Source organism: Streptomyces sp. ISL-96 (assembly GCF_018614035.1).
Classification (GTDB): domain Bacteria; phylum Actinomycetota; class Actinomycetes; order Streptomycetales; family Streptomycetaceae; genus Streptomyces.
This window is the reverse complement of sequence record NZ_JAGGPA010000012.1, coordinates 1-22,591: the sequence shown is the minus strand read 5'-3', so window position 1 is coordinate 22,591 and position 22,591 is coordinate 1. Positions and strand designations below refer to the sequence as shown.

Sequence of the window (22,591 nt, the reverse complement as noted above, 5' to 3'; positions counted from 1 at the left end):
CCCCGCCATTCGAGGCCGCCACCACTGCTGTCACTCTGCGTCTAGCAACGTCTGCTCGACCGCCTTCTTCGAAGCGGCCTTCTTCCGGCCACCCCGCACCTTCTTCTCCGGCCGCCAAGCCCGCAAGTCAGCCTCGCTCACCTGGTGCTTGGCACACAGCTCCTCAAAGTACGCCTGGTACTCGTCGGCCGGCACGCCTTCCCACTCCTCGTCGTACTCACCGTGCCACTGCCGCACCCACGGCATGACTTCCAACAGGCCAGCAAGCAACGGCGTGATCCGATCCGTTCCCCAGCCAGCTTGGTTCGTACGGTCGTCAACCAGGTTGAACAGCGCCTGCGCCTGGTCCTTGTGATCCCATCCGGCCCAGCCGAGGAGGACCGTCGAGTCCGCGTCGGGACTCGCCTCCGGATAGGAGATGAACCGCTCCTTGGGCACATCAAGCTTCCCGCGATGCGACCAGTACGAATGCTTCTGAAAGTCCGCCCCCTTGTACTTCGGCGGTAGGGGGATGTCGAGCCGCTCCCCGGTACGATCCTCCTCACGCTGCAACTCCCATACCTGCTCCCACTGTTCGCGATTGCGCAGGCCGGAGTCCTTGTATCGCATGGCTGCTAGGTACGGGACGTGCTCGTCGTCGGCGATCTCAGCCAACACGTCGGCGAGCGGCAGATCCGGCTTCCCCATGTGATCGGCGGCGTAGAGCAGCGCGACGGAGTTGAAGTCGGCGTCATCCCGTAGCACATCGGCCAGCTGGCTGATGGTCAGCGCCCGCGGCTGCTTCATCCCATCGCGGAGGCCATACCAGAGCTCGGCGCCCTCGGTTCGATCCAGCAGCCAGTTACGGAGCGCCGCCTTCTCCTTCTTCTCCCACGGCTCGGAGGCCCAACGACGCTTACAGTCTGGCCGCTCGATGAGCGCGATGTCCTTGCGACTCTCAATGATGTCGATCCGAGTCTGCACGATCTCCCGGTACCAGTCGGGCCAGCGTGCCGGGACCACGGTGATCGGCGTCGACCCGTGCCGTTCAAACCACGCGGTCTCCGCCTCGCCTCTCGCCATCTTCCGCGCGAGCACAATTTCGAACGCCCGCTCCCCGAGCGCCACCTCAGGGATGGTCGTCGGCGCTAGCGACGGATCGGTGACACGTGAGGTCTCGGCCAGGAGTCCGTACGAGCCATAGATCTGCCAGTCCAGCTCCTCCTGGAGGGCGATCAGGCGCTGGCGCGTGCGGGTATGCTCGGCGCGAGCGGCGTCGAGGGCGGCACGGCTGGGTGCACCGCCCTCCGCAACGGCTGACGGCTGATGGTCGCCGAGCTGCTGAGCCAAGGCGTCGAGCGCGCACCCGAGGGCCAGCGGCAAGTGCTCGGGAAGCGGAAACTCCTGCAGCTTGGTCCCCGTAAACTCGTAGAAGCGCTCCCACATCTCGGTCTTGATGCCTGACTGGTAACCCTCATTGCCCTTGTTGTGGCTCACCTGCTTCAACCAGAAGCAGGCCGTCGACGAGTTGAGCACCCCAAGCAGCTCCAGATGCTCACTCTCTCCCGCCGCCTCCGGCAGCTTGATCACGGGCGCGTGTCGATTAAATACTCTCTCGCCACGATCGAATGCAAAGTGAGCGTGCGTAGATACGGAAGCAAAAGTAACCGTTAGGGGTGTTCGCATCTTACTAACATAGAGCTCTTGCCATTCATGCCACGCCATTCCTCGCTCGACCATCGGCACCCCGAAGCGTCTACGTTGAGAAATTGCGGTTCGATATCTCCAAAGCAACCCCTTCGCACCAGTGCCATCTAGATCAACCGGTTCATTCACTTCGTCATATACCCAAACTGCCTCCAGATCAGGCCGGATAGCGAAGTCTCGAACCGCATCGCCAGTTACCATTACCTGCGTTTTCTCAACCGCTAGGCGTCGCGCCGCCCCATTGGCAGGAAGCAAGAAAACCTCGTCAGCACCGGTAACTGACATGATGCCTACCGAATCCGCTACCAAATCTAGCTTTCGGTTCCCGCCTGACTCAATGAGACCGAAGAGACCATCCGCTCCTCCACCACTCAATGACCAGGGGTGTCCAGCAAAATACTTTCGCGGCACATCGCCGACCGAAACCCACTCGGATTCACTACCGGGAGCCACCACCTGGCCAACGATAGCTTGCCATACATAGCCCCGCGCGGCATCTTCTGGCTGCGAAGGCTCACCGCGCACACCGAGCACCGCCCGAATCGGATCCGCTTGCCTGAATGTTCGATTCCGCCCCACCAGAATCACCGTCGGCGTCCCATGCCCCGGAATGTACGCCCCTGAAGTGTCGATCACATGCGATAGGTCAACCTTCTGCGCGAAGAATTCCTCGATCAGCTTCTTACCGAATTCCCTTTTCATGAATGAATTCGCCGTGATCTGCCCGACGAACCCACCCCCACTCTCGACCCCGCCAGCCCCCCGCAGCGCCAATTCAAACAACCTCTGCGCAAAAGGCACGGACAGCGCGTACTTCCCAGCGCAAGCATCGTACGCCGCGCGGTAGTTCTCGTTCTCCTGCTTGTCCTTAACCGTGATATACGGCGGATTTCCCGCCACCACGTGGTACGACCCCCGCCCCAGCAAATCAACCCGCGCCGCGAACTCCCCCACATCCTCCGTCGCGTACTGGAACGCCGCCCCGTCCCCCTCCTCCGCGAACAGCGTGGCCAGATCCGTCTGAATCCCCGCCGCCCCCCGCCCATGCAGCAACGAGTCCCCCACCGCCACATTGATCGGGAAAGTCGGCGCCCCCGCCAAACTCCCCGCCCCCGCAGCCCGCATCGCCGCAACCAGCAGCCGGAACCGCGCGATGCTCGCAGCGAACGGGTTCTTGTCGCACCCGTGCACCGACTCCAACGCCCGCCGGACGATCACCCACTCATCGGTGCCCGGCTCCGCCGCCCGCCACTTCTCCACCAGCCGCGCGAAGATCCCCAGCAGGAAGTGGCCCGACCCGCACGCCGGGTCGATCGTCCGCAGGCCGCCCTCCGGGTTCAGTCCGAACTCCTCGATCGCCGGCTCCAGCGTCAGGTCGAGGATGAACTCCTCCACGAACTCCGGCGTCTGCAGCAGCGCGTACGTCTTGCGCGCGTGCTCGCTCAGGTCCTGGTACAGGTCGCCCAGGAACCGGGTGTCCCACTCCCCGTCCGTGAAGTCGTACAGGATCTCGCCGTCCGCGCCCCGCCGCCGCCAGAACGCCAGCAGCTCACTCGCCGCCTCATAGCTCGGCGTCAGCTCCCACAGCGGGTTGTGCCGGCGGTCGAAGAGTCCCGCCGCTGTCTCGTTCGCGTCGGCCAGGTGCTGGAACGCCTCGACGAGCCAGTCCCGGTTATTAAGGTGTGGCTTCTCGCGGAAGAAGGCCTCGTGCCGTTCCTCCGCATCCCTCAGCCTCTCCCCCGGGCCCGCGAGGAACGGCCACTCGATGAGCCCGTTGTCCTCAGAGAACCGTACGAACACACACCCCAGCACCCACGCCGCCGCAGCCTGCGTCACCCGCTCGTCACGCCACGCCCCGTACGTCGCCGCCGTCCGCTTGCTTTCGCGAGCCCGTGCGTACTCCGCCTCCAGCCGCGTACGGAACTCCTCGACGGAAGCACTACGCTCCCGCAGGTCGTCCTCCAGGGCTGTGACCTGCTTCTTCAGGTCTTTGAGCAGTCCAACCCGGTCCACGCCCGCACCCGCGACTGTCGTCACTCTTCGTATCCCCTCGACCGCAACGCCATCCACCGCAAACCCCGGCGGCATCGACGTCCAATCCTGCCAGCCCAGCGGTGGACCCGACCCCACTCTCCGCACTCCGCCGCCCGCACGGAACGCACCACAGAGCCACTGAGCAACCGGCGTCCTACCCCGAAGGTGGCAAACGGGCCCTTACCTTGTTGTTCACGCCGGGCATAGGCTTGTGGTCGCGCCCTCGCACAGTCCGGCACCCCGCATCCGCCGCACCACGCCAGTAGTCAGGTATCGCGCAAGATCACCTGGAGGCCCGTCATGGCGAAGATCGACAAGCTCCTCACGCAGGCACAGGAGCACATGGCCCCGGGCGAGCAGGTCATCGCCGCAGTTCAGGGTACGTACGAAGGCCGCCTCATGGGCGAGAAGATCACCCGGGCCGGTATCCTCCTCGCCACCAATCAGCGCCTGGCGTTCTACGCCAAGCGTCTCGCCGGGTATGACTTCGAATCGTTTCCCTACGCCAACATCTCCTCCTTCGAGTCCGGCAAGAACATGATGGGCCGCTTCATCCGCTTCGCTGCCTCCGGCAACGACGTACAGCTCAAGTGGATCGCCGACCTGTCGGCCTTCGCCCAGTTCGTGGAAACGGTGCGCGACAGCATGACCCACGCCAGGAGCGCGCCCCCACCCCCGGCCCCGCAGCCCGTGGCTGCCACCCAGCACGATATGTACGAGCAGCTGCGCAAGCTCGGTGAACTGCGCGACGCGGGCGTGCTGACCTCGCAAGAGTTCGACGCCAAGAAGGCCGAGCTCATCAATCGCCTCTGACTGCGTCCTCGTACCTTCATCCGTGCGTCAGCCCTCGACGCAGTGCAGCTCCTCCGCGCTTTCCCGCGTACAGCTTGCCCAGTGCACCCTCTTGGCTACTGCGTTGGTCCAGCCGGGCCGCCACGCAGCGCGTCCAGGAAGGCGGTGTCCAAGTGGGTGCGCTCGCCGTCGCCACCGATGCACTCGATCGTCCGACCGTCCAGGTGCGGGAGTTGACTGCGGGTCTCGACCGGGCTCAGCATCCACAGGCCGTACGGAGCCTCCGCCGGGCGACGGGCGGCGGCCTGGAGCCTGATGAGCAGGTCGCGGCCGCCCTCGTCCCAGTAGCGGGCGAGCAGGCCCGCGTCGTGGAGGAACAGGACGGAGCGCGGGGCCGCGGCATGGGCGAGGAGGCGGGATTCGACGCGGGACCAGACCGTTCGTACGTACGCGGCCAGGCCCTTGGAGATGTGACCGCCGGCAGAGAAGCGTGCGTCGACGCCGAGCACCTTGTCCCACGCTTGGTTCTTCTCTTCGGCCAACGCCCGGAACTCAGTGAGGAATTCACTGTTCAGGTCCACGCGGGCGACGGGGTACGCCGCCGCAACCGTCTCCGCCACGCCCGGCAGGCGCGTGCCCCTGACGGTGAGGGCGAGAAAGCCCCCGCGCCGGACGGAGGCGTCGAGCTTCGCCTTGATCGTGGAGTGCGGGTCCTGGGCGGTCGTGCGTGTGCCCACGGGCGGGGCCATCATGCTGGTTGCGCCGGTCGAGGTCCAGGAGGCCGCTGCTTCTATCGCCGGCGGGAAGAACTTGCCCTGCTTCTCGTCGAATTCGAGGGTGAAGCGGGCTTCTCGCAGGGCCTCTTCCTGCTCCACATGCGTGGGCTCCGAACCTCCCGTCAGCAGAGCGAGGTCGGGGAAACGTGCGCGGAGGCGGTTGTTGAGTTCCTGTGGTGTGATGCCGTGCTCGCGGCGGACTCCGGCCCCGGCCTGCGAGATACGCAGTGCCCGGTCCAGGGGCAGGTCACGCGGATACAGCTCCAGTCGCGGACTTGCCTCGGCCGTCGGCGCAACCACCGCTGCCAGCGCGACCAGACGCGTGTCGGCCGGCGGCGCGAGACCCTCCGGGGCCGGGACGGTGCGCAGCTCGCGTACCACGGCGGCCCTCCCCGGCAGAGGCTCTTCCTGGGCCAGCCGCTCCGCCTTCTTCCCCAACTCCGCGGCGTAGTCCGCCAGTTCACTCGGGCTGGGGTCGTTGGTGCCGGGCAGCGACTCCGAGGCGATCAGAATGGCATGCTCCCGGCGGTGCCAGGCGAGGCGCGGTTCGTGCTGTTCCTCCCCCTCGGCTTCGCTTTCCCAGGTCTCCGCCTCGACCGCGGCCCGTACGACGGCGAGCGCCTTGGCGAGGACGCGCTCCTCGGCGTCGTTGCCCGCGCCGTGCCGTATCCGCAGCTCGACCGCGAGTTCCTGGGCGGTCATGACGCGGCCCGCAGCGTCGACGATGTCGACGAGCGTGCTCCGTACGTCCGTGAGCCAGTCCGTCTCGTGCCACTCCTTGATGGCCGCGCGGTGGTGACGGGAGACGGGCGGCTGCTGGATGCCGATCCGGTCGGCGACGCGCTTCTGTACGGGCCACGGGCCGAGCGGGGAGAGTCCGGCGCCCTCCGGCGGCACACCGAGAGTCAGACGGACGACCTCGGCGCGGTGCGAGCCCTTGCGCCCGGGGGCGGGAGTCAGCAGGGCGGCCATGTCGTCGATCGAGAGGATCGCGTCCGAGTCCCCTGCGGGCGCCTCGGACTCGGGCCGCGCGGGCTGGACGGCCGGTGCGGCGGGCCGCTTCAGCTCCGCTGCCCACTGCTTGCGGCGCCGGTTGAGTTCCTTGCGTACGAGCGCGCCCGCGCCTCGCGCCTTGGAGATGATGTACGGCTGGATGTCGAGCAGTCCGCCGACTGTGGTCGCGCCGAGACCATTGGCGACCGAGACGGCACGCGGGGAGAGACCGGCCGCGTCCAAGGAGGTCTCGAGATCGGCGACTTCGGCGGCCGCGTCGCGAGTGTCGTCCACCGAATCGGAGATGGTGTCGACCGTGGCGGGTGTGGTCGCGGGCTTACCGGCGTCGGCTGCCCGGAAGATCTCGTACCAGGCGTCACGCATCTGGCGCAGGGTGTCGAACCGGCGCTCCGTGTCACTGTGCAGGGCACGCTTGAAGAAGGCTTCCAGGCCCTCGCTCAGTGCGGGCTCGAACAGCTCGGTAGCGATGGACAGTTCGGCGTTGTCGCTGGCAACCGGGTCGGACTGCCCGCCTCCCCACAGGGGGCGCTCACCGCTGGCCATCTCATGCAGGGTGACGGCGGCGGCATAGCGCTCGGCGTGGTCGTCGTAGTGCGCGCGGCGAACCGAGCCCAGGAAGGGGTCCAGGTACCCGCGGGTGCCCGCCTTGATGTCACGGTCGGACGCGTCGGCGAGCGAGAAGTCGAAGAGCATCAACTGCCAGATGCGGTCGCTGCGCTTGTACAGGCCGAGGTTGTCCGGCTTGAGGTCGCGGTGGCGCACGCCCTTGGCCGCGAGCTGGTCGAGCGCGTTGAACAGGTCGCTGCCGTACCGCTCCAGCTCGTGGTACGAGAGCTTGCCCTCGCCGCGCAGTCGGGCGCCGAGGGTACGCTCGCCCGCGTACTCCAGCTCCAGCAAGGTACGTCCGGCCACCTCGCGCGGGCCGCCCCTCAGCTGGACGACGGTGCCGCCGCCCACCTGTTTCAGGGCGCGGGCCTCGGCGCGCAGCCGCTCCGCCTTCTCCTGGTCGAGTGCGACCTTGAAGACCCGCTCCTCGGTGTGCGACTCACCGTCCTCGTCCTCGACGATGCGCTCGACCAGCAGGGCACGGGCGGTGGCCCCGGTGCCGAGGACCCGTCGTACGGACCATTCGCCGTCCAGGGACTGACCGGGGAGGGCGGACAACGGGTCGAGCTCGGTGACGGGCGCCGGCTCGGGCGCCGCGTTCTCCTCCTCGGCCTCGTCCAGGAGGTCGATGAACCGGTCGACTGTACCGAGGCGGTCGTCGGGCTCCGGACGGGTGGCCTGGTAGATCAGCTGGTCGAGTTCCTCCGAAGCCCCGTCCACGACCGCGAAGAGGCGCAGGCCCGAGTCGGTACGCAGGCGCTCGCGCAGCGCGCTGCGCTGGGTGGCCGGCGGCTGGCCCGTGAGGATGAGATACGAGACCGCCCCGAGGCCGAAGACATCGAGGTCGACGGGGTCTGCGTATGGCTGCTCGGTCTCGGGGGCCAGGTAGACCTGGGCGGCGTCCTCGATGAGGCCGGTGTCGAGCGTGGCGTTGCCGAGGGAGCGCAGCAAGGTCGCGTTCGTATCGAAGTCGCGGGCCGCGGTCTGCCAGTCGGTGATGCGCAACTCGGGGCGGGAGCCGTCCGGGCGGGCGGAGACGTAGACGGAGCGGGCGGCGAGGGCGCGGTGGAAGAGCGAGCGGTTGTGTGCGTATCGGACCGCCTCCGCCAGTTGACGCACCAGGTCGAGGCGCATCTCCGGGGTGAGGCGTCCGCCATGGGTGGCGAGGTACTGGTCGAGCCGCAGATCGGTTTCACGGTGGCGGAAGAGGATCGCCGGACCGGCTTCGTGTTCGCGGATCTCGACGGCGGCGGCGATGCCGCGGTGGGTGATGCCCTGCAGTACCTGGTACTCGCGCTGCGCGGCGCGTCCGGTTGCCTTCTTCGCTGCGTCGGTGGCCTGCTGGCCGACCAGATAGATGCGTACCCGGCCCTCCTCGTGCACCAGCCCGTCGACGCGCTTGGCCAGCCGGTCCTCCCACGACGTTCCTGCGTCCAGCGGGTGCGGCTGCATTCGCCAGGCGTCACCGAACTTGAGGTGAGCGGTCGACTGCCGGATGCCGATGGCCTTGAGCAGCTTCGGCAGCTGGTGGCGTGAGAACTCGGGGGTGATGCGACGCTCGGGCCGGTCCGGGGGCAGGCCCAGGAAGTCCTGCCAGATGCGTGACAGGCCACTGGCGCCGTCGTCCCGGCCGAAGACCCGGATGCGCTGGTGCTCGTCGAGCTGACTCTCCAGGTCGGTGCCCGAGAGGAAGACCGCCGGTTCAATGCGGGGAAGTGTGCGGTCGTTGATCCCCAGCTTGCGGGCCGCCCACTGCAGTTGGCTTTTGAGGTCCTTCGACTTGGCGTCGTTGAAGTGGAGAGGGTTTCGGATGGTCCGGGTGCGGTCGGGTCCGTGGAAGTTCCAGGTCGACCCGGAATTCTCCAGTCGGCCCGGGTGGCTCTTGATCTCGACGAGATAGAGCCCGGCGGGAACGGCGATCAGGAGGTCGCACTCGTTGATACGGCCGGACTGTGCGGTGAAGGAGAAGGTCGCCCAGGCACGGTACGGCTCGGCTGTCGGCATCAGACGGCGTACGTGGTCGAGTGCGTCCTGCTCCCATGCGTACGGGGAGGGGCGCTCCTGATTCCACTGATGCTCGGGCCGGGGCGGCGGACCGGGCTTGGGCGCCGAGGGCCGTCCTGCTGCCGTCACGGTGCGCCTCCGCAGTGTCCATCGCCGCTCTGCACGTACAAAATCCCTGGTGACCTTACCTTGCAGGCATCGCACCGCGTCTTGGAAAGCCTGTAGTCGCCTTGGCTCAATCCGGTTGCTGTGGTGCGAGATCACGCTAGCGTTCGAGGCGTCATCGCGGCCCGACAGGCTTCCCCTTTACGGACATGCCTCCACCCGCACGAGATTTCGCGTGCCGTGGGGGAATTTCTTGTCGTCGTACCTGCTCCGGGAGCCTGCCTCCGCGCTTGTCGAAGAGATCAAACGGCAACCGGGAATGGCTCGCCGCCATCTGACCGAGCGCCTGATCGAGGCGTACAAGCGCGATCACAGGCAGGGGAAGGACCCTGCCGGCTCCTGGGTCGACGCCTGGGAGAACAGTCTGCCCGTCGTCATCAACGCACTTGACGGGCGAGGACTCGGCCAGGTCGAGGTACTCATCGAGTTCGGACTGCCGCATACGAACGCTGATGTGGACGTTCTCCTGGCAGGAGTACACCCCGGCAGCGGGGACCTCTCCTACGTGCTTGTCGAACTGAAGCAGCAGCGCACAGCCTCCGTACACCCGCAACGGTCGGTGGCTGTGGATCTGGGCTACGACGAGTGGAAGCTTCATCCTGTCCGGCAGGTGCAGCAGTACTGCCAGTACCTGATGCAGTACAAAGCCGTGCTGCGGGCGAAGCCGGAGCGTGTTGCCGGAGCGGTGCTGATGCACAACGCCCATGATGCCGAGGTGGCAGAGCTGTTCAAGCTTCCGGCGAGCGACCACGGGCGGCTCTACACGATGGACCGCCTCGAGCCGTTCAGGAAGATGCTCGGGGCTCGCTTGGCCGCGAGGCCCGGTGGTGAGGCAGCGCAAGCGCTGATCGACTCTGCGGAGTACGAGCCGCCCAAGATCACTGATGTGAACCTCGCAGCACGCATGGGGAAGCCGGAGCAGTTCCAACTGCTCGACGACCAGGAGATGGCACACCAGGACGTACATGAGGCTGTGCAACGTGTGCGCGCGGGCGGCACCAAGGAAGTGATCATCGTCCGTGGCGGCCCCGGCAGCGGCAAGAGTGCCATCGCGTTGGAACTGCGCCACACCCTCGCCCTGGCCGGCTGGGACGTGGTCCACGCTTCCGGCGCCAAGGCACTGACCTTGACATTGCGTGAGTCCTACACTCGCGACGCACCGCGTGGCACGAAGGGCAAACTCAAGAAGGAAGCCACCCGGCTGTTCACGTATTTCAATCAGCTGAAGAAGATGGGACCGGACAGTTGCGACGTCGTGATCTGCGACGAGGCACACCGCATCCGCCGCCACTCCATCGACCGCTACACCCCGAAGGAAGAACGGGAGAACCCGCTTCCCCAGGCAGACGAGATCATCGCTGCCGCCCGGGTCCCCGTCTTTCTGCTTGATGACTGGCAGTCGCTTCGGCCTGGGGAAGTAGGCACAGCCGAATACCTGGTGGAGCGCGCCGAAGAACTCGGGCACAAGCACACACTGATCGACCTCGGCGGAATGTTCCGCGCGCAGGGGAGCGCGTATTACCGCGACTGGGTGCTCAGACTCCTGGGGGTGGGCGCACATACACCGCAGCCCTGGGTTCCTGATGGGCGCATGCAGGTGCAACTTGCGGACTCACCGGAGGAGATGGAGAACTTCCTCGCGGAACGCAAGCTGGAAGGATTCAGCACCCGCATCGTGGCCGGCTTCTGCTGGCCCTGGAGTGCGCCTGACGACAACGGTGAGCTGGTCGATGACGTCACGATCGGCACCTGGCAGCGCCCTTGGAACGTCAAGGCCGGCTATGCCGTCGACGGCGCACCGGACGCCGACTTCTGGGCAACGGACCCCAGAGGAGCGGCACAGATCGGCTGCGCCTACACGGCGCAGACGTTCGAGTTCGAGTGGGTGGGCGTCATCATTGGTCCCGACTTGACGTGGAAGGGCGACCGCTTCTCGGTGGACAGAACGGCAACCTATGACCCGGAGCTCCGCCCCCGGGCCGTGGATGACACCGACATCGACCGGTGCGTGCGCAATGCGTACCACGTGCTGCTCACCCGAGGCATGGTCGGTGTCGTGGTCTACGCGACGGACGAAGACACCCGTGACGCTCTCCGCGGGCATGTGATCAAGACGGTAAATCACCCACTCCCCAAGCCCATGCGCAAGATCATCAAAACCTGACACTTTCCCGCCGGTGGGCTCCGTGGGCGCTTCGGTAACATCAGACCAATCGAAAATGCGGCCCGCCGGGCTTCCGCTCTACTCCGGTGGAGTCTCAAAGGACATGCCCCCACCCGCACGAGTCACTTCGTGCTGCCTGGGGGCATTCCTTGCTGTTCCGCGACTCCGCCGCCGCGGTCGCTGCCGAGATCCACTCGAGCGCCCTGTTCCTCCGACTGACTGAGCAGTTCGTCCACGTGCACGGATACAAGCCAGGCGCCTCCGAGGTGCGTTCCTGGGAGCGCAGCCTGCCTGTGGTCATGAACGCACTACTGGACGCTGGGTTGGGGCAGGTGGAGGTGCTGATCGAGTACAGCCTGCCGTTGAACAGCAAGCGCGCCGACGTGGTTCTGGCGGGGGTTCATCCGAAGACGGGTGCGCCGTCGTACGTCGTCATCGAGCTGAAGCAGTGGAGCAGCGCAACGCCGGAAGACGGGGAGCCGCTGCTGTGCAGGGTGGACGCGTACGCGCAGCCGGTACTCAATCCCATCGAGCAGGTGCGGGGGTACTGCCGCTACCTTGCGTCGTTCAACGGGGTTGTGGCTGCCCATCCCGAGCGGATCGCGGGTGCTGCCCTTCTGCACAACGCCACCGAGTTCGGAGTGAGCGGGCTGTATGAGGCTGAGCAGGACGAGTACGGTCGGCTGTTCACGGGGGAACGGCGGGGGCAGTTCCTGGAGTTCCTGAAGTCGCGGCTCTCCCCCGCCTCCGGTGCCGCAGCCGCCGATGAACTGCAGGGCGCGAAGATCGGGCCGTCGAAGCAGCTGATGGCGGTTGCCGCCGAGGAGGTCCGCGACCGGGAGCAGTTCGTGCTGCTGGACGAGCAGCGTGTGGCGTACGAGCTGGTCTTGCGGGCCGTACGGCGTGCACGCCAGTCCGACCACAAGGAAGTGGTCGTGGTGACTGGCGGCCCAGGTACGGGCAAGAGCGTCATCGCGCTCTCACTGCTGGGCGAGTTGTACCGTAGCGGGCACACCGCGCTGCATGCGACCGGGTCGAGCTCCTTCACGACGACCATGCGGAAGGTCGCGGGTGCCCGGAAGCCCGAAGTGCAGCAGCTGTTCAAGTACTTCAACAGCTTCATGACCGCCGAGAAGAACAGTCTCGACGTGATCATCTGCGACGAGGCACACCGCATGCGTGAGACCTCCGCCAACCGCTATACGCGCGCAGATCACCGGACCGGCAAACCGCAGGTCGAGGAATTGATCGATGCCGCGAAGGTGCCGGTTTTCCTGCTGGACGAGCATCAAGTAGTACGTCCCGGCGAGATGGGCACTGTGGCGGAAATCAGGGACGCTGCGGCTGCCAAGGGACTGCAGACTCGGGTGGTGCCGCTCGACAGCCAGTTCCGGTGCGGCGGCAGCGATGCGTATCTGCGGTGGGTCGTCCGACTGCTCGGGCTGGAGGGCGGCGGCCCGGTGGAGTGGGAGCCGGACGACAAGATGCAGCTCACAGTGGTCGACTCTCCGCAGGAGCTGGAGGCGTTCCTGGAGTCGCGCCGGGCGGAGGGGTACGGAGCGCGTATGTCTGCCGGTTACTGCTGGAAGTGGACGACAAAGGTGGCTCCGGGACAGCCGCTCCCCACGGACGTGGTGATCGGCGACTGGTCCCGGCCCTGGAACGTCTACGGCACGCGAGCGGTGATGGGTGCTCCGCCGGCTGCCCTCTGGGCCACCGACCCGGCGGGCTTCGGCCAGGTCGGCTGCGTCTACACCGCGCAGGGATTCGAGTACGACTGGAGCGGTGTGATCCTCGGCCCGGATCTGGTCTGGCGCGGCGACCGGTGGGTGACGGATCGTACGAAGTCGAAGGACCCGGTCTTCAAGAAGTCCACGCCGGACGCGGACGTCGACCGGCTGATCCGCAACACGTACAAGGTGTTGCTGACCCGCGGGATGGTGGGAACCGTGATCTACTCCACCGACGCCGAGACCCGGGCCAAGCTGCGGGCGCTCGTACAGCCCCGGGACTCAGCGGCGCTTCCCGTCTAGACCAGGAAGGCTGACGCTCCGGAGTGTGTTCACCCCTCATACCGGGTCGAGACAGTTCGTGCAGACATATGCCATAGGAACACGGTTGGCCGATACGCTCTCATTCCGCTTCCGTGGGCATCCCCGGAAGCGTTCAGTGAGGGCTGTCCAGGCTCCGCCGTGCAGCCCTTGCACCGCCTGGGGGGCTTCACGTGCACGAGATGATCAAGGGCGCCAATGTCGGTCTGGCAGCGCTCAGCGAGAACACCGGATCCGTCACCGTCAGCCTGGGATGGAGCAGCCCCGACGGCGACGGGGACGCCGACGTTTCCGTACTGCTGCTGGGTTCGGACGGGAAGGTGCGCAGTAACGCCGACTTCTTCTTCTACAACAACCCGGCCGCGGCCAACGGCAGCGTGCAGCTCCTCGGCCAGACGCCGACCAGCAACGGCAATGAGGACCGCATCCAGCTGGACCTCACCGCCTTACCCTCCGACGTCGAGCGGGCCGTGGTCGCAGCCAGCCGTCATCAACGTGCCGCATTCGGGCAGTTGGAGAACCTCCGGATCACGCTGACCGACGCGGGCGGTGAGCGGCTCCTCGGCTTCTCGATCTCCGGGGCGAGTGTGGAGAGCGCCTTCGTGTTCGGCGAGATGTACCGGCGCAACGACGAGTGGAAGTTCCGGGCGGTCGGGCAAGGTTACGAGACCGGGCTGGCCGGGCTGGCGACTGACTACGGCATCGAGATCGACGATGACGATGGCAATGACGATGGCGATGAGCAGGACGCAGAGGCCGCTGGGGCCGCGCAAGAGGAGGCGGAGGATGTCTCCGGCTCGGTACCGGCCTCGGCGGTTGTTCCGGCGCCGAGGCCGGCCGTGCCCGTCGTGGACGTTCCGGTGGTCGAGGTTCCGGTGGTCGTCCCGGCTCAGGTGGCTCCTGCTCCCGCTCCTCCCGCGCGCCGGCTGCGTACCGCCAGGAAGAAGGTCACGCTCCCCAAGGTCCCCAGGAAGTCGCTGGCGGAGAACGACTCCTGGCGAGCTGCCCGGCTGTTCCCCGCTTCGTCTCTCAAGAGCGACAGGGAACGCGAGGTCCGGGCGACCTCGATCCTGCTGTCCGTGATGGCCCACGTACCGGAGTTCGGCCGCAGGCTCACTGCCGGCTTCGGCGCGCCGTCCGGCCACATCGAGACGTTCACGGAAGTCACGCTGCCGAACGGGGACAGCCCGAGACGTCCGGACGGCGTCATCCGTATCGAGCGCGCGGGCAAGCTCTGGACAGCACTGGTGGAGACCAAAACCAACGGCAATCCGCTCAAAGCCCAGCAGGTCCAGGACTACATGGACATCGCTGCCCGACGCGGGTACGAAGCCGTGATCACGCTTTCCAACGATGTGGCGCTCGAAGGCAGTCCCCTCGTCGATGTCAAAATCGACGGCCGCCGGAAACACAAAGTCGCCCTGTGGCATCTCTCCTGGGCCGAAGTCACCCACCAGGCCCAGATGTTGATCCGCCACGAAGGGGTACGGAACGAGATCCGCGCCTGGATGCTTCAGGAACTCCTCCAGTACCTCCAGCACGAGAACTCCGGTTGCCACGGCTTCCAGAACATGGGACCTGCCTGGGTGCCGGTACGCAACGGCATCGACCAGGAAACCCTTTGCCCGGGCGACCAGCGCGCCGTGCTCGTCGTCGAGAGCTGGGAACGGCTCATCCGGCAGGTGTGCCTGAGGCTCGGCGGTGAACTCGGCGAGAAGGTCATGCCGGTCCAGCGCGCCAAGCGCGGCACCGACCCGCAGTCCCGGCGCACCGCCCTCGCGGAACGTTTCTGTGAGGACGGGCGGCTGCACGCCGAAATCCGGATCGACGGGGCGGCCGGAGTTCTGGCTGTCACCGCCGACCTCCGGCTGGGCAAGCTGCGTACTTCCATCGACGTCGTGGCTCCCGATCAGGTGTATCCGCTCAGCCGGGTCAAACGGCTGCTGAAACAGCTCGGGGAAGCGCCTGCCGACCTGCACGTCCAGACCCTTCTTGACGGTGAGGGAGCAGGCCCGCGCGGCACACTGGAGAAGCTCCGGCCCGAACCCGGAGATCTCGTCCCCCGGAATGCCGGACAGATTTCCGGTTTCCGGTTGTCTCTCTCCAAGAGTGTGGGCAACACCCGTGGCAACGCCGAGTCCGGGTTCATCCGCAGCGTCGACGACGCGGTGGACCGCTTCTACACAAGTGTGATCCTGCACTTGGAACCGCGGGGCGATCGCCGGTCGCCGCAGGTCGCCCTGGCCTGAGCCGACGGGCAGCGGGGATGGCTCGATCACCCGTGCCAGATGCAGGCATGACGGTGGCGGGTCGGCGGGTGGTCGAGGTCCTCCGCGGTGGTGGGGGCGAGCCGGAGTTGTTTGCGGGCTCGGGTAGCGAACTGCTGGAGGGCGGCGCGGGCTTGGGCCTCTTGTTCGGAGCGGCCGCTGATCGGGGTGCCCGAGGCGCGGGGGAAGGTGTAGGACGCAAGGGTGTGGATCAGGCGGTCCGGGGTGGGGCGGCGGCCTGCCCGGTGGGCGGCGCGGAGTTCCGCGTTGGAGTAGCGGAGGTCCGTGAGCGCGTGGGCCGTCCACGAGGTGGAGGGGGCGGATCCGGTGGACCACCAGCTCGTGTCTCGGTGCTTCAGTGGAGTGTGGTGGGCAGTACGGGACATGGGGGCCTCTGGCGACGGGCCGCCGGGCGTTCCGGCGTGGCCGTGCTAGAAGTCGGCAGCGGTGAAACGGCCGTATCGCTTGGTTCGCATGTGCGCAGCCTGGCCCGCGCCACCTGTTGTTGTCGAGCGCTTTCTCCGCTCGCGGCTGCGGCTCGTGATGCCAAGTGGCTGCCGTCCGCCGTCAGGCGTCCAGGAGTGACGTCAGTGCGCCGACCGGGTCTTCGTCCGGGGGGCCCGTTGGCCACCAGTCGTCTGTGCCCGGGTCTGATTCGTAGGGGTACCAGCGGTCGTCGTGGCCCAGGCGGAGCTGGATGCCTCGTTCCGCGTCGGTGAGGCGGTTGCGGTGGGGGCGCAGGCGGGGGAGGTCGGCGGCGGCCAGGGCGGGGCGGGCCCGGTCGAAGGGGCCTGCCGGGGGGTCCCAGGGGGTTTCGAGCACGGAGAGGCCGGTCAGGCCGCCCTGTTGCCAGGCGGCCACCGCGCGGGCGAGGTCGGTGGGGCTTCGGTCGTGCGCCGAGGCCAGGGTGGCGTACAGCTTGCGGGTCGCGGCGGTCAGGCCGGAGCCCGGCTGGGCGGCGGCCAGGCGTACCGCGTCCTGCCAGGGGGTGAGCGTCGCGATGGGGTCCGTGCCGGTGGTGAGGAGCGTGTGGGCTCGGGCCGCCGCGTCCGTGACGAGGAGGTCCAGGGACAGGGGGTCGGGCGCGCCGCGTGTGCCCGGGTACGCGCCCGAGGCGTGGCCGGGGTGCGGGGGTACGGGCAGCGGGCCCGGGAGCGGTGGGAGCGTACGCGGGGTCAGGGCTGTGGTGGCCGGTACGCCGGGGAAGGGCGGCGGCGCGGGCTTCTCGCGGGCGGAGTGGGCGGCGTTGCGGCGGGCGAGGTCGTCGAGGAGGTCGCGCTCGGCCCTGCCGCGCATCAGGAGCAGGACAAAGGGGTCCGCGTCGAGCAGGCGGGCCGTTTCGTAGCAGAGGGCCGCCGCATGCTTGCAGGGATGGCCTCGGTCCGGGCACGAGCAGGACGGGACCAGGTCGCCGGGCGCCGGCAGCAGGTCCACGCCCACCTCGGCCGCCGAGTCCACCAGGGAGTGCGGCATGTCCTTGTCGAGCAGGGCCGCCATGTGGGACGGGTCGGCCGCCGCCACGGCCAGGAAACGGTCCCAGTCGTCGTCGGAGAGCGTGCGCAGGCGGATCTCCGTACGGTACGGGCGGGGGCGGCTGCCTCGTACGTACGTGATGATCCGGCCCGGCGTCACACTGATCGCGCCGACGTTGCCCTCGCCGGCGTACGTATGGCCACGGGCCAGGCGGGCCGGGTCGAGTGAGAGTGCTTCCAGGGCCTCGACCCACGCGTTGCCCCACCAGCTGCTGCCACGGCTCCCACCGCTGCTGTTCGCGCTCATGCCGGCCTCCGCAGGGAGACCAGGTCGGCGAGTTCGCGGTCGGTGAGCTCGGTCAGGGCTGCCTCTCCGCCGCCGAGAATCGCGTCCGCCAACGCCCGCTTGGACGCGATCAGTTCGGCGATACGGTCCTCCACCGTGCCCTCCGCCATCAGACGGTGCACCTGCACGGGCTGGGTCTGTCCGATGCGGTACGCGCGATCGGTCGCCTGGTCCTCGACCGCCGGATTCCACCAGCGGTCGTAGTGGATGACGTGGGCGGCCCGGGTCAGGTTCAGGCCGGTGCCGGCCGCCTTGAGGGAAAGCAGGAAGACGGGGACCTCGGCGGACTGGAAACGGTCCACCATCTCCTCACGCCGGGCGATGGGCGTTCCGCCGTGCAGGAGCTGCGACGGGACCGCGCGGGCCTTCAGGTGGTCGGCGAGCAGCCGGGCCATCGTCACGTACTGGGTGAAGATCAGGACCGAACCGCCCTCCGACAGGATCGTGTCGAGCAGCTCGTCGAGGAGTTCGAGCTTGCCGGAACGGCCGGTGAGGCGCCGCGTGTCCTCCTTCAGATACTGCGCCGGGTGGTTGCAGATCTGCTTGAGGGAGGAGAGGAGCTTCATGACGAGGCCCCGGCGCGCGATGCCCTCCGACGTCTCGATGGCCGCCATCGATTCCCGTACGGACGCTTCGTAGAGGGAGGCCTGTTCGCGGGTGAGCGAGACGGGGTGGTCGGTCTCCGTCTTGGGTGGCAGCTCCGGCACGATGCCCGGGTCCGACTTCTTACGGCGCAGGAGGAAGGGGCGGACCAGGCGGGCCAGGCGCTCGGACGCCTCTTCGTCCTCGCCGCTCTCGACCAGGCGTGCGTGGCGGGCGCGGAAGGACTTGAGCGGGCCGAGCAGGCCCGGTGTCGTCCAGTCGAGGAGGGCCCACAGCTCGGAGAGGTTGTTCTCCACGGGCGTGCCGGTCAGGGCGATGCGCGCGGGGGCCGGGATGGTGCGCAGCGCCTTCGCCGTGGAGGAGTACGGGTTCTTGACGTGCTGCGCCTCGTCGGCGACGACCATCCCCCAGGTGTGGGCGGCCAGTTCGGGGGCGCTGGTGCGCATGGTGCCGTACGTCGTGAGGACGAACCCGCCGTCGGGTTCGCCGGCGTCGTCCAGAGTGCGGGCCGCGCCGTGGAAGCGGCGGACGGGGACGCCGGGTGCGAAGCGGGTGATCTCCCGCTGCCAGTTGCCGAGGAGGGACGCCGGGCAGACGACGAGCGTGGGGGCGCTGCGCCCCCGGCGCAGGTGGAGGGCGATGACCGTGATCGTCTTGCCGAGCCCCATGTCGTCGGCGAGGCAGCCGCCGAGGCCGAGGGAGGTCATCTGGTCCAGCCAGGCGAGTCCGCGCAGTTGGTAGTCGCGCAGGGTGGCATCGAGGCCGGGCGGCTGGGCGATGAGCGCGCCCGTGCCCGTGCCCGTGCCGGTGCCGGCCGTGAGGCGGTCCCGGAGTGCGGCCAAGGCACCCACCGGCACTGCTTCGACCTGCTCGCCGTCGACCTCCGCGCTGCCCGTGAGCGCCGCCGCCAGCGCGTCCACCGGCTGCAGCAGGCCCAGTTCACGCTTGCGTGCCTTGCGTACGAGCTCCGGGTCCACCACCACCCACTGGTCCCGGAGCCGGACGATCGGGCGGTGCGCCTCGGCGAGTGCGTCCATGTCCGCCTCGCTGAGCGGCTCACCGCCGACCGCGAGCTGCCAGCTGAAGGCGAAGAGCTCCTGGGCGTCGAAGAAGGGCGTGCCGTCGGTCGCCGACCCGGGCGCGGAGCGGACGACCGCGGTCGCCGTGAGCGTACGGGCCAGCTCCCTGGGCCAGTGGACCATGACGCCCGCCGCGCCGAGCCTGGCCGCCGCCGGGCCGAGCAGCTCGTACAACTCGTCCTCCGACAGCGGCAGTACGTCGGGAACCGGGCGCTCGAGGAGACGGCCGAGCGGCGGCCAGACGCGCGCCGCGCGGCGCAGCGCCAGCACCGCGTCGATGCGGGCGCGCGGGCCGAAGCCTTCGCTGCCGCCGCCGGACCACAGGGCGCCCGCGTCGATGACGTGCGTGGGGTCGGCCAGGCTGTGTACCTGGACCAGGGCTGTGCCGGCCCGCCGCTCCGCTCGGTCCTCCGGTCGGTCCTCTGCTCGGCCGTCCCCGCTCTCGGGTGTCTCCTCGTCCCGCGGCTCGTTCGCCGCGCTGTCGAAGAGTTCGAACTGGGACAGATCGAGGCGCAGCGACACGCGCACCCCCGCGTCCATCCCGGCCGCGATCTCCGCAGCCCACTCCCGCAGGCCCGGAAGGTGCTGCGCGGCGCGTGCCGCGAAGGGCGCGCCCACCGCGTACGCCGCTGAGGGCGTCCGGGGCAGGTTGTCCACGACCGCGTCCAGGAACGCCTTCACCAGCGCCTCCGGGGCGGGCACCTCGAGAGGCGTACGTCCAGGAAGCGGCACGGCGTGCGCCTCGGGGGGCATGGCCGCGGCGATGGCCCGTACCTGCGCGATGTCGTCGGCGTCGAGCGGCCCGGCCCGCCAGGCGTCGTGGTCCCCGGCGGTCAGCCCGGGCAGCAGCCTGCCCCGCGCGGCCAGGTGCAAGGCATGCAGCGCCGCCGCGCCCCAGCAGTGGGTGGCGGGGTGGGCGGCGGGATCGTGGCGTGCCCGGGCCAGCAGGGGCAGGGCCTCCGAGAGGGGGAGGAGGACGGCGGGCACGGTGTGGCGGCGTACGGAGGTGCCACTGGCGCCGTGACGGCGTACGACCGTGATCTCCGCGGAGGTGCCGGAGGTGCCGGAGGTGCCGGAGGTGCCGGAGCCGTCTGGGAGTGCGCCGCCCTCTGGGTCCCAGAGGGCGATCCTGCCTTCGCGTGGCAGCTCTGCGGGAAGGAAGACCGCGGCACGACGTCCCGTAGTCGTCATGGCTTCACCCCCGTTCCCGCTGGTCGCGTGCTGGTCACGCACGTGCGCTCGTGCGCTCGTGGCGCTTGTGTCCCTGTCCACGTGCGAGTCTACGGGCGGGGTCTGACACTGGTCCTGAGCAGACGGCGAGGGCTAGGACGCCGGACGGTCCTGCGGACGTGCCTTCAGGCGTAGGGCGGACGTGATGTGGTGGCGGCGGTTCCAGGCGATCACCATGAGCGGCACCAGCAGGATCAGCGGCGTCGCGGCGTTCTGACCGTCGAAGACCATGAGCTGGGTGACGAACGCTCCGACCATCAGCGCACCGAGAGCGAGCGCCGCCACCCCGGACAGAACCGGGATCAGCAGCGCGATCGCGCCCGCCAGCTCCAGACCGCCGACGAGGTACATGAACCAGTCGCCGAAGCCGATCTTGTCGAAGCCTTCCGCCGCCGATGAGTGGCCGATCAGCTTGGGCGACGCACTGGGTACGGCGAAGAACACGGCCAGCAGGATCCGCAGGACGCGCACCGTGATCCGTACCGCCCGAGAGGTCTCAGTGACGGGTGTGATGGTGGCGGTAGCGGTGACGACGGTGGTGGTCGTTGCGTCGGACATCGTGGTCTCCCTGGGAAGCGGTGCGCCTTGTGCTTTCACAGAGGCAGACCGCGCCTCGCCGCAGAACTCATCGCCACATCACCTCCAACTCGCAGGGTTAGCCAGCCATTTCCGCCGTACGAGCGGCCGCCCGCCCGCAGATGGTCCCCGCATCGCAGGCACTCGGCGTCGTCGTTCCCCGGTAGTCGGGTATGTGAAGGCTCAGGACGGGGCCCCGCCGCCGGTGCACGGCCATACGTCAGCCATGCCCCAACGCGCTGGGCAGGCTACGAGTGCCCGAGCCGGGTACATGTCCCCTGGGAGAGGCGATTCGTCATGATCATGCGTACTGGGAGTGAACCGAAAACCGCACGCAGTGCCCTCCGGCTCCGGCTCTGGCTGAGCCTGTGGGGCCTGCTCTGGGCCGTCGGCGGGGCGATCGCGTTCGCCGCCGCCGGCCGCACCGGCTGGGCCGTCGCTTGCGGCTGCCTCGCGGTCGTCGTCACCGCCGACCTGGTGATGGTCGTACGCCACATCCGTCAGGGCCCGCACTACCAGCCCGGCCGCGACGTCCCACCGTACGATCCACCCCACGAGCCGCCGTACGGTCGGCCGCGCCCCTGAAGGCGCTCAGCCACGCTCGCAGGCACGCTCGCGGTCAGTCGTCCGCGTCGAACTTCGCCGCCGCCAGGTACTCCGGCTTCGGATCGAGCGCCGCGGCCAGCCGGAAGTGCCGTTTCGCCTGGTCTGCGCGCAGGGCACGCTCGTACGTACGCGCAAGGGCGAAATGGGCGAAGGCGTTGTCGGGCTCGCGTTCCAGCACGAGCTGGAATTCGAGCTCTGCCGAGCGCAATTGGGCGGACGCGAAGAAGGCGCGGGCCCGCAGCAGCCGGGCCGCCGTGTTCTCCGGATGGGCCGCGATGACCGAGTCCAGGAGCTTCACGGCTCCGCGCGGATCGCGCGCGGCCAGCAGGTGCTCCGCCGCGCGGTAGTCGATGATGTGGGTCTCCGGGCTGCTTTCGGGCACGCTGGCATCCTTCCGCTCGCCTCATTCTTTCCAACGGCCCCGGCAGCATGCCGTATTCCACCAAGATGCCGGCCGCCCGAGCGGCCTTCAGGAGGCGCTTTCAGGACGACGACGCCGCAGCCCTCTCGTTCAGTTCCGCCCAGACTTTGCGCACCTGCGGCTCAAGCGCTGCCAGCGGTCCGTCGTTGTCGATCACCACATCCGCGATGGCCAGCCGCTGCTCCCGGCTCGCCTGGGCGGCCATCCTGGCGCGCGCCTCGTCCTCGGTCATGCCGCGCAGCCGCACGAGCCGGTCCAGCTGGGTCTGCGGGGACGCGTCCACGACGACCACGAGGTCGTACAGGGGCGCGAGACCGTTCTCGGTCAGCAGCGGCACGTCGTGGATGACCACGGCGTCCGCTCCCGCCGCGCGCTCCAGCTCGGCCGACCGGGCACCCACCAGCGGGTGGACGATCGCGTTCAGCGTCGCCAGACGGGCGGCGTCCGCGAAGACGATCGCGCCGAGTTTCGGACGGTCCAGGGTGCCGTCGGCGGCGAGTACGTCCTCCCCGAAGGCCTCGACGACGGCCGCGAGCCCCGGCGTTCCGGGCTCGACGACCTCCCTCGCGATCTTGTCGGCGTCGATCAGCACGGCGCCGTACGACTCGAGCAGCCGCGACACTTCGCTCTTGCCGGCGCCGATTCCGCCGGTCAGGCCCACTTTCAGCATGCGCGGAAGCCTAGACCCGTACTTCGCGG

The 22,591-nt window shown here is 68.4% G+C and carries 13 protein-coding genes; 5 read left to right on the top strand and 8 right to left on the bottom strand.

Annotation, left to right across the window (positions count from 1 at the left end; genetic code table 11):
- Positions 1-30: 30 nt before the first annotated feature.
- Entirely contained in the window at positions 31-3,774 is a 3,744-nt protein-coding gene (gene pglX / locus J7E96_RS09000; protein WP_215129301.1) for a BREX-2 system adenine-specific DNA-methyltransferase PglX, read from the bottom strand.
- A 246-nt stretch (positions 3,775-4,020) separates the two neighbouring features.
- Here pglX and J7E96_RS08995 point away from each other — a divergent pair, with 246 nt between their 5' ends.
- On the top strand, positions 4,021-4,533 hold the full coding sequence (locus J7E96_RS08995) for a PH domain-containing protein (protein ID WP_215129299.1): 513 nt from the start codon (positions 4,021-4,023) through the stop codon (positions 4,531-4,533).
- Between the two features lie 95 nt (positions 4,534-4,628).
- On the opposite strand, the gene pglW is transcribed toward J7E96_RS08995, so the two are convergent.
- Positions 4,629-9,041: a BREX system serine/threonine kinase PglW gene (gene pglW, locus J7E96_RS08990; RefSeq protein ID WP_215129297.1), complete on the bottom strand. Its 4,413-nt coding sequence runs from the start codon at positions 9,039-9,041 to the stop codon at positions 4,629-4,631.
- 229 nt (positions 9,042-9,270) lie between these two features.
- Between pglW and J7E96_RS08985 the strand changes: the two genes are divergently transcribed.
- The 3 genes from J7E96_RS08985 (at position 9,271) to J7E96_RS08975 (ending at position 15,541) form a co-directional block, all read left to right on the top strand.
- The gene (locus J7E96_RS08985; RefSeq protein ID WP_215129295.1) at positions 9,271-11,241 is read left to right on the top strand and encodes a DUF2075 domain-containing protein; all 1,971 of its coding nucleotides are present in this window, start codon (positions 9,271-9,273) and stop codon (positions 11,239-11,241) included.
- A gap of 149 nt (positions 11,242-11,390) precedes the next feature.
- The gene (locus J7E96_RS08980; protein ID WP_215129293.1) at positions 11,391-13,274 is read left to right on the top strand and encodes a DUF2075 domain-containing protein; all 1,884 of its coding nucleotides are present in this window, start codon (positions 11,391-11,393) and stop codon (positions 13,272-13,274) included.
- Positions 13,275-13,474: 200 nt separating this feature from the next.
- Positions 13,475-15,541: a TerD family protein gene (locus J7E96_RS08975; RefSeq protein ID WP_215129520.1), complete on the top strand. Its 2,067-nt coding sequence runs from the start codon at positions 13,475-13,477 to the stop codon at positions 15,539-15,541.
- Positions 15,542-15,567: 26 nt separating this feature from the next.
- Here J7E96_RS08975 and J7E96_RS08970 read toward each other — a convergent pair whose 3' ends face one another.
- From J7E96_RS08970 to J7E96_RS08955, 4 genes are all read right to left on the bottom strand, one after another.
- Positions 15,568-15,945, bottom strand: coding sequence for a hypothetical protein (locus tag J7E96_RS08970; RefSeq protein ID WP_215129291.1), 378 nt, complete (start codon positions 15,943-15,945; stop codon positions 15,568-15,570).
- 181 nt (positions 15,946-16,126) lie between these two features.
- Positions 16,127-17,338 (bottom strand): SWIM zinc finger family protein, encoded by a 1,212-nt coding sequence (locus J7E96_RS08965; protein WP_215129289.1) that lies wholly within the window; start codon positions 17,336-17,338, stop codon positions 16,127-16,129.
- Positions 17,335-20,250: an SNF2-related protein gene (locus tag J7E96_RS08960; protein ID WP_215129287.1), complete on the bottom strand. Its 2,916-nt coding sequence runs from the start codon at positions 20,248-20,250 to the stop codon at positions 17,335-17,337. The genes J7E96_RS08965 and J7E96_RS08960 overlap by 4 nt, the downstream gene beginning before the upstream one ends.
- A 132-nt stretch (positions 20,251-20,382) precedes the next feature.
- Positions 20,383-20,847, bottom strand: coding sequence for a DoxX family protein (locus tag J7E96_RS08955; protein WP_215129285.1), 465 nt, complete (start codon positions 20,845-20,847; stop codon positions 20,383-20,385).
- A gap of 321 nt (positions 20,848-21,168) precedes the next feature.
- On the opposite strand from J7E96_RS08955, the gene J7E96_RS08950 reads away from it, so the two are divergent.
- Positions 21,169-21,450, top strand: coding sequence for a DUF6343 family protein (locus tag J7E96_RS08950; RefSeq protein ID WP_215129518.1), 282 nt, complete (start codon positions 21,169-21,171; stop codon positions 21,448-21,450).
- A gap of 34 nt (positions 21,451-21,484) precedes the next feature.
- Here the strand turns inward: J7E96_RS08950 and J7E96_RS08945 are convergent, their stop codons facing one another.
- The gene (locus J7E96_RS08945; protein WP_215129283.1) at positions 21,485-21,853 is read right to left on the bottom strand and encodes a tetratricopeptide repeat protein; all 369 of its coding nucleotides are present in this window, start codon (positions 21,851-21,853) and stop codon (positions 21,485-21,487) included.
- 100 nt (positions 21,854-21,953) lie between these two features.
- Positions 21,954-22,562, bottom strand: a complete 609-nt coding sequence (coaE, locus tag J7E96_RS08940) for a dephospho-CoA kinase (protein WP_215129516.1) — start codon at positions 22,560-22,562, stop codon at positions 21,954-21,956.
- Positions 22,563-22,591: the final 29 nt, after the last annotated feature.